12 protein-coding genes are annotated in these 10726 nt (G+C 65.4%); 5 read left to right on the forward strand and 7 right to left on the reverse strand.

Going from position 1 to position 10726, the window contains the following annotated elements:
- Nucleotides 1-97 precede the first annotated feature (97 nt).
- The 4 genes from C3418_RS13830 (at nucleotide 98) to C3418_RS13845 (ending at nucleotide 3485) form a co-directional block, all read left to right on the forward strand.
- Nucleotides 98-1960, forward strand: a complete 1863-nt coding sequence (locus tag C3418_RS13830; protein WP_103858729.1) for a U32 family peptidase — start codon at nucleotides 98-100, stop codon at nucleotides 1958-1960.
- A gap of 117 nt (nucleotides 1961-2077) precedes the next feature.
- Nucleotides 2078-2407 (forward strand): DHCW motif cupin fold protein, encoded by a 330-nt coding sequence (locus C3418_RS13835; protein WP_039041054.1) that lies wholly within the window; start codon nucleotides 2078-2080, stop codon nucleotides 2405-2407.
- Nucleotides 2408-2450: 43 nt separating this feature from the next.
- On the forward strand, nucleotides 2451-2708 hold the full coding sequence (locus tag C3418_RS13840) for a DUF1272 domain-containing protein (RefSeq protein ID WP_010673281.1): 258 nt from the start codon (nucleotides 2451-2453) through the stop codon (nucleotides 2706-2708).
- A 111-nt stretch (nucleotides 2709-2819) separates the two neighbouring features.
- Nucleotides 2820-3485 carry a class I SAM-dependent methyltransferase gene (locus tag C3418_RS13845; RefSeq protein WP_103858730.1) on the forward strand — a complete coding sequence of 222 codons (666 nt, stop codon included), beginning with the start codon at nucleotides 2820-2822 and terminating at the stop codon, nucleotides 3483-3485.
- 22 nt (nucleotides 3486-3507) lie between these two features.
- Here the strand turns inward: C3418_RS13845 and C3418_RS13850 are convergent, their stop codons facing one another.
- From C3418_RS13850 to C3418_RS13875, 6 genes are all read right to left on the reverse strand, one after another.
- Nucleotides 3508-3984 (reverse strand): methylated-DNA--[protein]-cysteine S-methyltransferase, encoded by a 477-nt coding sequence (locus C3418_RS13850; RefSeq protein ID WP_103858731.1) that lies wholly within the window; start codon nucleotides 3982-3984, stop codon nucleotides 3508-3510.
- Nucleotides 3981-5489 (reverse strand): AlkA N-terminal domain-containing protein, encoded by a 1509-nt coding sequence (locus C3418_RS13855; RefSeq protein ID WP_103858732.1) that lies wholly within the window; start codon nucleotides 5487-5489, stop codon nucleotides 3981-3983. Before C3418_RS13855 ends, C3418_RS13850 begins: the two co-directional genes overlap by 4 nt.
- Nucleotides 5490-5750: 261 nt before the next feature.
- Nucleotides 5751-7229 carry a carboxypeptidase M32 gene (locus C3418_RS13860; RefSeq protein WP_167292766.1) on the reverse strand — a complete coding sequence of 493 codons (1479 nt, stop codon included), beginning with the start codon at nucleotides 7227-7229 and terminating at the stop codon, nucleotides 5751-5753.
- A 106-nt stretch (nucleotides 7230-7335) separates the two neighbouring features.
- The gene (smrA, locus tag C3418_RS13865) at nucleotides 7336-7917 is read right to left on the reverse strand and encodes a DNA endonuclease SmrA (protein ID WP_042074873.1); all 582 of its coding nucleotides are present in this window, start codon (nucleotides 7915-7917) and stop codon (nucleotides 7336-7338) included.
- Between the two features lie 115 nt (nucleotides 7918-8032).
- Nucleotides 8033-8182 (reverse strand): DUF3149 domain-containing protein, encoded by a 150-nt coding sequence (locus tag C3418_RS13870; RefSeq protein ID WP_010673287.1) that lies wholly within the window; start codon nucleotides 8180-8182, stop codon nucleotides 8033-8035.
- Nucleotides 8183-8337: 155 nt separating this feature from the next.
- The gene (locus C3418_RS13875; RefSeq protein ID WP_041214639.1) at nucleotides 8338-9225 is read right to left on the reverse strand and encodes a TraB/GumN family protein; all 888 of its coding nucleotides are present in this window, start codon (nucleotides 9223-9225) and stop codon (nucleotides 8338-8340) included.
- A gap of 70 nt (nucleotides 9226-9295) precedes the next feature.
- Here C3418_RS13875 and C3418_RS13880 point away from each other — a divergent pair, with 70 nt between their 5' ends.
- The gene (locus C3418_RS13880) at nucleotides 9296-9628 is read left to right on the forward strand and encodes a DUF1904 family protein (RefSeq protein ID WP_041214640.1); all 333 of its coding nucleotides are present in this window, start codon (nucleotides 9296-9298) and stop codon (nucleotides 9626-9628) included.
- 59 nt (nucleotides 9629-9687) lie between these two features.
- Here the strand turns inward: C3418_RS13880 and C3418_RS13885 are convergent, their stop codons facing one another.
- A complete protein-coding gene (locus tag C3418_RS13885; RefSeq protein WP_103858734.1) occupies nucleotides 9688-10515 on the reverse strand; it encodes an SDR family oxidoreductase in 828 nt (275 codons plus the stop codon).
- Nucleotides 10516-10726: the final 211 nt, after the last annotated feature.

A 10726-nucleotide genomic window follows, 5' to 3' on the forward strand; every position in this document is an offset into this window, starting at 1 on the left:
AATCCTGCATTCTGCGGTGATCTTAAGCGGGATCAAGGCGGGGGGCGGGGAGTCTGGCTAGAGTGGCGGCCATTTGCAGCCCTTCGAACCGGACGTTATGCGCGATCAGAACCATCACAACCGCCTGGAGTTGCTGGCCCCGGCCAAGAACCTCGCCTATGGCATCGAGGCCATCAACCACGGCGCCGACGCCGTCTACATGGGCGGCCCCGCCTTCGGTGCCCGCAGCGCAGCAGGCAACAGCCTCGAGGACATCGAGGCGCTGGCGCGCCATGCCCACCGCTTCGGCGCCCAGGTCTTCGTCGCCTTCAATACCCTGCTGCACGACCACGAGCTGGAGCAGGCCCGGCGCCTGACCCACCAGATCTACGAGGCGGGCGCCGATGCGCTGATCGTGCAGGACATGGGGCTGCTGGCGCTCGATTTACCCCCCATCGCGCTGCACGCCAGCACCCAGACCGACAACCGCACCCCGGAAAAGGTGAAGTTTCTGCAGGACGTGGGCTTCTCCCAGGTGGTGCTGGCCCGCGAGCTCTCCCTTGCGCAGATCCGCGAGATAAGCGCCGCCACGAGCGTGCAGCTGGAGTTCTTCATCCACGGCGCCTTGTGCGTCTCCTACAGCGGCCAGTGCAACATCAGCCATGCCCGCACCGGCCGCAGCGCGAATCGCGGCGAGTGCGCCCAGCTCTGTCGGCTGCCCTGTTCCCTGCAAACGCCAGGGGGGGAGGTGCTGGTGGAAAACAGCCACCTGCTCTCCTTGAAAGACATGGATCAGACCGACAACCTGGAGGCGCTGATCGCCGCAGGGATCCGCTCCTTCAAGATTGAAGGGCGCCTCAAGGGGCTCGACTACGTCAAGAACGTCACCGCCTGGTATCGCCAGAAGCTGGACACCATCCTGGAGCGCCGCCCCGACCTGGTGGCCGCTTCCGCCGGTCGTTGCAGCTACACCTTTACGCCGGATCCCAAGAAGAGTTTCAACCGGGGCAGCACCGACTACTTCCTCCATGGCCGACAGCCAGGCATCGACTCGCCGCGCAGCCCGAAATACGTCGGGGAGCCGCTCGGGCGCGTTACCAGCGTGACCCGCGATGGCATCGAGATCGACGGCCAGGCTGTTGCCCTCAACAACGGCGATGGCCTCGGCTTCTTCAAGCCGGGGGGCGAGCTGGTGGGGATGCGCCTCAATAAAGTGGAAGAGAAGGCACAGAGCAAGCGGTTACTCCTGTCGGAACCCATGCCCGGTCTCAAGGTGGGCACCGAGATCTTTCGCAACCACGATCAGGCTTTCAGCAAGCAGCTCGAAAAGGGGAGCGCGGATCGCCGCATCCGGGTCGATATGCGGCTATCGGAGTGCGACGAGGGATTGCGGCTCACGCTTACCGACGAGCAGGGCATTGGTGCCGCCGTCACGCTCCCCTGCGACCAGCAGCCGGCGGACAACCCGGAACGGGCGCTGCAACAGGCCAGGGATCAGCTCGGCAAACTCGGCAACACCCTGTTTGTGGCTCGCCAGATTGAGTTGGCATTCACTCGCCCGCTGTTTATTGCGGCTTCACAGCTTAACGGCTTGCGCCGGGAGGGGATCGCCGCCCTGGAGGCGGCCCGTCTGGCTGCCTACCGGCGACCCGAGCGGCGCATTCCCCTGCGAGGCGCCGTTTATCCCCAGCATCGGCTCTCTTACCTCGGCAACGTGCTGAACAGCGCGGCGGAGCAGTTCTTTCGCGAACACGGGGTGGGGAGCATCGCCCCCGCGTATGAGGCGAACAAGGAGGAGCGGGAAGTGGTGCTGATGACAACGAAGCACTGCATCCGCTACAGCCAGCAGCTCTGCCCCAAGGAGGTGCCCGGTCTCAAGGCCGAGCCCCTGGCGCTCAAGATGGGCAAGGAGAGTTTCCGCCTGCGTTTTGACTGCCATCGCTGCGAGATGCAGGTGATGGGCAGCCTGAAGAGGGGATGATTGCCCGTGTGGGCATGGGGCTGGAGCGGATTTGATGGCAGTATGGGACGCGGCCTTGTCACGGATATCCCGTGGTGAGGCACCTTCCCCCAGCCTTCTTCTGACAAAGGATCCGTCATGAACATCCATGCACTGCCGTTTTGCACCACGAACTGGGCCGAGGTCCCGCCGACCGAACACAAGGGAGAACGCGGCGTCGCCCGCTGGCACACCCGGCAGTTCGGGGATCTGCGGGTGCGAATGGTGGAGTACTCCCCCGGGTATCTGGCGGATCACTGGTGCAGCAAGGGCCATGTGCTGCTCTGCCTCGAAGGGGAGCTGCACACCGAGTTGCAGGATGGCCGCGTCTTCACCCTGACGCCGGGCATGAGCTACCAGGTGGCGGACAACGCCGAACCCCATCGCTCCTATACCGAACTGGGCGCTCGCCTCTTTATCGTCGACTGAGCCGCCCTCTTTCCCGCTTCCCCTTGTGCATCAGGATCTTGCCATGCTTGAACTCAGACCCAACTGCGAGTGCTGTGACCGGGATCTGCCCGCCGACACGGCGACGGCCTACATCTGCTCCTTCGAGTGCACCTTCTGCGCCGAGTGCAACGATCAGTATCTGCACCTGACCTGCCCCAACTGTGGCGGCGAGCTGGTCAGGCGCCCGCGCCGCCCGGCGGCCAAGCTGGTGAACAACCCCGCCTCCCTCCAGCGCGTCTTCAATCCTGCTCTGAAAGCGGCGCTGGGCAAGGGGGGCTAGGGCCCTCCCTTCATGGGAAGGGCTGGACTGGCAACTGGCTCGTCCCTGTGGCTCTTGACCTTCTCCCGGCGGCAGCCCCTATCAAGGGGGCTCACACCAAAGGAGCAAAAGATGACGGAGCGATTCGAAGGAGAAGGGGCGAAGGCCTATGACAGCCGCATCCCCCTGCTGGTGCCAGGCTACGAGCTGCTGCACCAGCTTTGTGCCTCCCGGCTGATGGCCGCGCTGGGTCAGCAGGCCCGGGTGCTGCTGGTTGGGGTGGGCACGGGCAGCGAGTTGCTGCTGCTTGGCCGTCTCTGCCCCCGCTGGACCTTTGTGGCCCTGGATATCTCGGCGGACATGCTGGCCCATGCCAGGATGCGGGCCGAGCAGGCGGGCATGGGGGAGAGGGTGTGCTGGCACCTGGGCGCATTGCCTGTGGTGGATAAGCCCTGCGATGGTGCACTCTGTCTGCTGGTTCTGCACTTTCTGGCGCAAGATGCCAAAGCCGCGCTATTGGGTGATATTTATCGCCAGCTCAATCCTGGTGCTCCTCTGCTGCTGGCGGATCTGATGGCGCCCACGGACCCGCTCGAGCGAAAGGCGATGGGGTTGCAAGCGGCCCTCGCCGGTCTGCCGCTTCCTGCCTGCGAGCAGATGGTGCGCCGCCTCGGAGAGGATTTCACCTCCCTGGACGAGGGACAGACCCGGCGCCTCTTGCAAGGGGCCGGTTTCGCGGCGGCGCACCGCTTCTTTCAGGCGCTGGGGTTTCACGGCTGGCTGGCGCAGCGGCAGTGAGCCCTGGCCGGGCTGCGCCGGATCAACGAGAGGCCCTCTCCAGCGTCAGCAGTGCCTGCTTGATGGGCAGGCCTCCCGCATAGCCGGTGAGGCTGCCATTCTGGCCGATCACCCGGTGGCAGGGGATGATGATGGAGAGCGGATTGCGGCCGTTCGCGGCACCCACCGCCCGCACCGCATTTGGCTTGCCGATGGCGCGGGCGATGTCGCCGTAGCTGCGGGTCTCCCCGTAGGGGATGTCGCACAGCGCCTGCCACACCGCTTGCTGGAACGCCGTACCCCGCGCCGCGAGCGGCAGCGTGAAGCGTTGCAACCGGCCCGCGAAGTAGTCCCGAAACTCGGCGAGGAAGGGGGCGAGCGCCTCGCCGTCCTGCTGCCAGTCCTGCATGTCGGGGAGCGGCCGCAGCCCGGCCACGAAGTCCACGTGCACCAGACCGCGCTCGTCGATGGCGACCAGCAGTTCGCCCTGGTCGGTGGGCATCATGTCATAGCGGATCATGGGCTCTTCTCCTCGTCTTGTGCCTGTGTTGGCCGGGTGAGCAGCGCCGGTTGTTCACTCATGGCGTGCCACAGCCAGCTCGCGGCATAGGCGCGCCACGGCTGCCAGGGGGCGCTGCGCGCTGTCACCTCTTTCACCGGCAGCTTGTCACCGCCCCCCAGCGCCTTTTGCAGCACGAGATCCGAGGCGGGGAAGGCGTCCGTGTCCAGCCCGCAGCGCAGCCGCCAGTAAGCGACAGTCCAGGGGCCTATGCCCGGCAGCGCGAGCAGTTGCTCGTCGCTCGCGCTGCCCAGGGTGAGCGCGCCGCTTGCGAGCGCCGCGGCCAGCCCCTGCAGCGTGCGGATGCGGCTGCCCGGCATGCCGATGCCGTCGAGATCCAGCTCGCACAGCTGGGTCGGGGTGGGCAGCTGCGCGGTGCCGAACTGCGCCAGGGTGCGCGCCACCAGGCGCCCCATGATGGTGATGGCACCCTTGACCGACACCTGTTGGCCTACGATGGCGCGCAGCATCACCTCGTATTCATCCCACCCCCCCGGCAGCCGCACCCCGGGCCATCGTCCCTGGATGCCGGCGAGCAGCGGATCCTGCCCCAGGTGTTCGCCGATGCGGCCCATGTCGGCGTCGAGATCCCACATGCGGCGCACGCGGTACAGGATGTCCGGCAGCGCACCCGGCGGCAGATCCCGCACCGTGAGTCTGAGCCTCTCCCCCTCGACGGGCTCGATGCGGATGAGCCCCTCCTGTTCGCCGACCCGGTGACGGCGTTCGTAACCGTGCTCATCCACCCGCTCCAGCCCCGGAATGGCGCGCAACCGGTAGAACGCGAGCATGGCCTGGACGTCGAACGGCGGGCGATACAGCAGGTGCAGTTGCAGGCTAGATTGCGGTGTCTCCTGCGGCGCGCCCCCTTCCTGCTTGCGCAGGGCGCCCGGTGTCATGCCATACGCCTGCAGCCAGGCGTCGTTGAAGCGGCGAATGCTTGCAAAGCCTGCGGCAAACGCCACGTCCGTGATGGGCAGGCGCGTCTCCGTCAGCAGCCGTTTCGCAAGCAGCAGGCGGCGCGTCTGCTCCACCTGTTTCGGCGAGGCGCCGAGATGTTGCTCGAACTGGCGCCTCAGGGTGCGCTCCGTGATCCCGGCCTGCGTTGCAAGGGAGCCCAGGCTGTGCTCCGCCAGCTCGCCGCGCTCGATGCGCGCCAGCACCTGGGCGACGAGCGGTGGCAGATCGCCGCTCTGGGCCGGTGCGAGCTCGGGGCGACAGCGCAGGCAGGGGCGCAGCCCGTGCTGCTCCGCCGCCGCCGCGAAGCGAAAATAGCGCACATTGTGCTCGTGCGGTGCCCGCGCCGGACACACGGGGCGGCAATAGATGCCGGTGGAGAGCACCCCGGTGAAGAAGCGACCATCGAAACGCGCGTCTCGCGCGAGGCGTGCGGCGTGGCACTGCTCCCGGGTGAGACCCGGAATGATCTCGTCCCGTTGGGATGAATGCGGGGGCTCTGTGGTCATGGCATGGCTCGGGTTGCTGTGGGCATGTCCCAGAGACTAAGCGGGGGCGAGAGGGGTGACTAGCCAAAAACGGACAGGAATAGCAAAAATAGTGCGATCCGAGGAATCCCAGTCCTCCCTTTGTAAGGTTAGGGGGGCAGGACCCCACCCTAACCCTCCCCTTCGTAAGGGGAGGGGACAAACAGCTCCCCTCTGTGAACGGGGGCGGGGTTAGCTCCTCCCCCTTGTGAAGGGGGAGGCTGGGAGGGGGTTCAACCTCGCTTATTTCAGATAGCGCTGTTCGAGGTGTTTGCGCAGCCACTGGGGATTGAGCGCCTCACCGGTCGCGCGGCGAATGAGCTCGTCCGTGCAGTGCAGGCTGCCCTGGGACCAGATATGGCGACCGAGCCAGCCAAAGATCTCCGGCAGGCGGCCGGACTCTACGAGCGTGCCCATGTCGCCGAGCTCACGCTCGAGTGCGAAGCGCAGCTGCGCCGCGTACATGGCGCCGAGCGTGTAGCTCGGGAAGTAGCCAAACGAGCCGTCCGTCCAGTGGATGTCCTGCATGCAACCGTTCTGGTAATTGCCCTTCGTGGACAAGCCGAGCCACTGCTGCATCTTCGCGTCCCACAGCTCGGGGATGTCCGCGACCTCGATGCGCCCTTCCATCAGGTCTCGCTCCAGCTCGTAGCGCAGGATGACGTGGGCCGGGTAGGTGACTTCGTCCGCATCGACGCGGATAAAGCCGGGCTCGACCCTGTTGTACAGCTTCTCGAGGTTCGCGGGTGCGAGCGCATCCTCTGCCCCGAAGTGCGCGCGAATGCGCGGCGCAATCAGCGCGAGGAACGCGGGGTGATGGCCGAGCTGCATCTCGCAGAACAGGCTCTGGCTCTCGTGAATGCCCATGGAACGCGCCTCGGCCACCGGCTGGCCGAGCAGTGCGCGCGGCAGGCCCTGCTCGTAGCGTGCGTGGCCCGTCTCGTGGACGATGCCCATCAGGCTGGAGACGAACTCCTGCTCGTTGTAGCGCGTGGTGATGCGCACGTCCGTCGGCACGCCGCCGCAGAACGGGTGGCTGCTCACGTCGAGCCTGCCGTGAGCAAAATCAAAGCCGAGCAGTCCCATCACCTCCTGGCCGAGCGCCTGCTGCGTCGCAACCGGGAACGGGCCTTGCGGGGTGAGGAGGGTGTCGCTCTTCTGCCGCTCGCTCACGGTCTGGATGAGGCCGGGCAGCCAGCTCGTCAGATCGCCGAAGATCTGATCCAGCCTCGCGCTCGTCATGCCGGGCTCGTACAGCGCCAGCATGGCGTCATAGGGGCGCACCCCGAGCGCGTCGGCGCGCAAGGTCGCCACCTCCCGCGACAGGCGCACCACCTCCTCGAGGTTCGGGGCAAAACCTGCCCAGTCGTTCTCCTTGCGCTGGCGACGCCAGGCGTGCTCGCATTTGCTGCCGGCGAGCGACAGCGCCTCCACCAGCGCCCCCGGCAGCAGGCTTGCATCCTGCCACTGGCGCTTGATCTCCCGCAGGTTCGCACGCTGGTGCTCGTCCAGCGGTTCACTCTCTGCCTTGGCAATCCACTCCCCAAGCTCGGGGGCGGTGCGCTTGCCGTGGATCAGCACGCCGAGCTCCGCCATCGCCTCGGCGCGGGCCTCGTTGCCCCCCTCCGGCATCATGGCGGCCTGATCCCAGCCGCAGATGGCGGAGAGGTGGGAGAGGCGGTGCTGTTGTTGCTGATGTTGTTCGAGTTTCTGGTATGACATGGGATTGTCCTTGTTATCGTCCCTGATGGTATGCACCCCGTACCTGGCATGATCGGGGCCGCCCGATGCTAGCACTGCCATCCACCCTGGTGCCACCCTCAGGCAGTCAGCCGAGGCGCTTCTGGTGCCGTTCGCGGTTTTCCGCCTTCTTGCGCTCGCTCTTGCGCAGCAATACGTAGAGCGCACCGCTGCCGCCGTGGCGGCGCTCGGCGCTGTGCATGGCCATCACCGAAGGCAACTGTGGCAGCCAGGCGCTGACATGGCTCTTGAGCAGGGCACGCGGGGTGCTGCGCTCCCCCTTGCCGTGCAGGATCAGCAGGCAGCGGATATCCCGCACTTCGCATTCGGCAATGAACTGCACCAGGGCGATACGGGCCTCGTTGAGCGTCTTGTGGTGCAGGTCGAGGGAGCCTTGCAGCTCGTACTTGCCAAGGCGCAGCTTCTTGTAGACCCCCTCCTGCACGCCGTCACGCTTGAAGCCGACGATGGCGTGGGGGTCCAGCATCTCGACTGCTTCCGTGCCAAGGTGATCCAGGGTGAGTTGTTCGGCGGTGGCGGCTTCCCGGCGCGCGAGTTGCGCCTCGGTGGGCTGGTTGTTGCCCGCAACGGGGGCGATATGGTCGCTGCGAAGGGGCCGCACGTCGGCCACTTCCTGCAGGAACAGTGAGAGTTCGTCGTTATGAGACACGGCAGGCTCCCCGCATGAAAATGAGGGAGCCAGTATAGCGGGCCTTGGTGGGCCTTAGAATGGCAACGCTCGCGGGCCCCGGCCCTGCCGGGGAGGGCGGTCTGAGCGAGCCTGGTTATTGCCCCTCTTTGGGCGGCTCTGCGTGCATCACCTTGTAGATGAAATAGACCGCATAGGCGCTGATGAGCAGGAAGGTGCCGAAAATCACCAGCATGGACATCAGCCCCACGCTGTTGCCGAACATCAGGTTCATCCAGAATTCCATCTCGTTCACTCCTGTCACTGGGCGGTGACAGGCATGATAGATACCTCTTCAGGAGGGAGGGGATGATCTCGATCAACTCCCTCTCTGGTTATTTAATCGGCAGCAAATTCTGTGAGCCGACGCGCATCCGGCGCGTCAGGTCGCCGGACTGGACGCTATTTTGCTTTCTCCAGGGTCGGTTCGGTGAGGGGCGTGATGCGCCAGCCCTGCTGCTCCAGCAGGGCGAGCAGCCCGTGCTCGCCATAAAGATGCAGGGCCCCTACCACGATAAAGCTCTCGTTCGGCAGGCTGGGCCACTTCTTGACCCAGTTGCGGTTGCGCTCTGCCAGCAGGGTCTGTTCCAGCCAGGCTTGCAGCTTGGGCGGCGCCATCTCCTCCCTGAGCAGATTGATGAGGGTGGCCTCGTCCCCGTTCTGCCAGGCGGTCATCACGGCGTCGAACCCCTGCTGGATGTCGGGCAGCTCGTCCAGGGTACTCTCCAGCATCAAGGTCTGGTTGTCGCCGACGCTCGCGAGATAGCCGAGCTGCTCCAGCAGGGTCTCCAGCCCGACGATGGGCTTGCCGCCGTCGTTCGCCCGCTTGGCGAAGTGCTGGTCGACACCGTATTCACCGCGATAGCCGGTGCGCTCCAGGGCCGCCTGGGTCAGGGTAATGGCCGCAAACCAGGGACGCAGCGGGGCCAGCATGCTCTCGTTCAGACCATTCTGGCCCGCAGCGATGAGGGTGCGACGGTAGAGGTCGATGGGCAGGTGATCCTTGAGGGTCTTGCCGTCGACGAGCCGGGTGATGGCGCCCATCTCCTGCCACTGCTCCTGGCTGATGTGGGTCATGTCCACCTCCATCACCAGGGCGCGGCTCTGCTGCCAGGCGCGCTCCACCGGGTCCGGCAGGGGATAGAGAGAGGGTTTGCCCGCGTGGATGGACCCCAGCAGCCAGTGCTGTTCGTTGCCCTTGTTGATGCGGTAAAAGGCCGGATCGGCCATGGCATGGAGCGGCAGCAGCAGGCAGAGCAGGAAGGAGAGCAGCGTGGGATGGAATCTCATGAGGCACCTTATGTGAGCGGGATGAGTGCTCTATGATAAGTCCTCATTTGTCACAGCCAAGAGGTTTCCCATGCCCCACCTTCGTTTTCGGGCAGTTTCTGTCGACACCCTGCAGCGGATAAGCGCCCCCCTGATGGCGGATCTCTGCGCCCTGACCGGTGGCAAGCCGGAGTTCGTCACCCTGGAGTGCGTGCCGAGCCAGTGGGTACGAGATGGCCAGCCCGAAGCCGGTTTCCCCTTCGTGGAGCTGGTCTGGTTCGAGCGACCGCAGGAGATGCAGGATGCCGCCGCCGCCCTCATCACCCGCCACCTGAAAGGGGTGCTGGGGGAGCAGACCTATGTGGTGGTGCAGGTGCTGCCCATCGTCAAGAGTCACTACTACAGCAACGGCCAGCACTATTGAGCGGGCATCGTTGCTGAGACCGGTGCATGTCAAGAGGAGGGCCACCGAGGGCCCCTTTATCAGGCGGATTTGATCAGCAGCTTGTCAAGCCAGCGGCTTGGCAGCAGGCGGCGCAGCACGGTAAACAATTTGGTCGGGAAGGTGACCGGGTAGCGGTGCCTGGGACGCTTGCTCGTGAGCGCATGCAGTAACGGCGGGATGCAGGCCTCGCTTGGCAGGGTAAAGCCCCGGGCACCCCCTTCACGCTCCAGCCTGGCCAGCGTCTGGGCATAGGCGTCCTGGTGGCGGCTGGTAGCGGGGTCTATGTGGCGCAGGAAGGCCTCCCGGGCATTGGCGCGAAACCGGGTGTCGATGGGGCCGGGTTCGATCAGGCTGATGTGCACGCCGCTGCCCGCGAGTTCCAGGCGCAGGGTGTCGGTATAGCCTTCCAGCGCGAACTTGCTGGCGTTGTAGGCGCCACGATACTTCATGGCCACTAGGCCAAGCACCGAGCTGTTCTGTACGATGCGCCCCTCGCCTGCCGCCAGCATGGGGGGCAATATCTGGCGAATGAGGTGATGCCAGCCAAAGAGGTTGGTCTCGAACTGCTCGCGCAGCGCCTCGGTGGGCAGATCTTCCAGCGCACCGGGCTGGCCGTAGGCGCCGTTGTTGAAGAGGCCGTAGAGGCGCCCTTCTGCCAGGGCCAGCGCCTCTGCCACCCCTCGCTCTATGCTGGCGCTGTCCGCCAGATCCAGTTGCACCGCCAACAGACCCTGCTGCAGCAGGGCCACATCCTCGGCCTTGCGGGCGGAAGCGATGACGGTGAAGCCCCGGGCGCCGAGCGTTCTTGCGGCGGCTAGGCCGATGCCGCTGGAGCAGCCGGTGACGAGCACGAAGGGATGGGGCATGAGCATGGTCCTGATTGACGGCCGGCAGGTGGCCCGAAGCGGGCATGGTAGCGTGGTGCCACCAAAAACAAAACCGGGCCAGAGGCCTAATGCCAGTCAGTTAAGCCTGACTGGCATTGTTTTTACTAGGTTTTCTCGTCGCATACTTCTGTGGTTTGGCTTTGATGCACCTTGGGTAACTTCGTTCTCGGCGGGCGGGTAACTTGAACTG

This window comes from Aeromonas sp. ASNIH8, assembly GCF_002919855.1.
Taxonomy (GTDB): Bacteria; Pseudomonadota; Gammaproteobacteria; order Enterobacterales; family Aeromonadaceae; genus Aeromonas; species Aeromonas caviae.

Coding starts and splice junctions, on each gene's coding strand:
- C3418_RS13830 (WP_103858729.1), top strand. CDS start 98: ATGCGCGATCAGAACCATCACAACCGCCTGGAGTTGCTGGCCCCGGCC.
- C3418_RS13835 (WP_039041054.1), top strand. CDS start 2,078: ATGAACATCCATGCACTGCCGTTTTGCACCACGAACTGGGCCGAGGTC.
- C3418_RS13840 (WP_010673281.1), top strand. CDS start 2,451: ATGCTTGAACTCAGACCCAACTGCGAGTGCTGTGACCGGGATCTGCCC.
- C3418_RS13845 (WP_103858730.1), top strand. CDS start 2,820: ATGACGGAGCGATTCGAAGGAGAAGGGGCGAAGGCCTATGACAGCCGC.
- C3418_RS13850 (WP_103858731.1), bottom strand. CDS start 3,984: ATGATCCGCTATGACATGATGCCCACCGACCAGGGCGAACTGCTGGTC.
- C3418_RS13855 (WP_103858732.1), bottom strand. CDS start 5,489: ATGACCACAGAGCCCCCGCATTCATCCCAACGGGACGAGATCATTCCG.
- C3418_RS13860 (WP_167292766.1), bottom strand. CDS start 7,229: ATGTCATACCAGAAACTCGAACAACATCAGCAACAACAGCACCGCCTC.
- C3418_RS13870 (WP_010673287.1), bottom strand. CDS start 8,182: ATGGAATTCTGGATGAACCTGATGTTCGGCAACAGCGTGGGGCTGATG.
- C3418_RS13875 (WP_041214639.1), bottom strand. CDS start 9,225: ATGAGATTCCATCCCACGCTGCTCTCCTTCCTGCTCTGCCTGCTGCTG.
- C3418_RS13880 (WP_041214640.1), top strand. CDS start 9,296: ATGCCCCACCTTCGTTTTCGGGCAGTTTCTGTCGACACCCTGCAGCGG.
- C3418_RS13885 (WP_103858734.1), bottom strand. CDS start 10,515: ATGCCCCATCCCTTCGTGCTCGTCACCGGCTGCTCCAGCGGCATCGGC.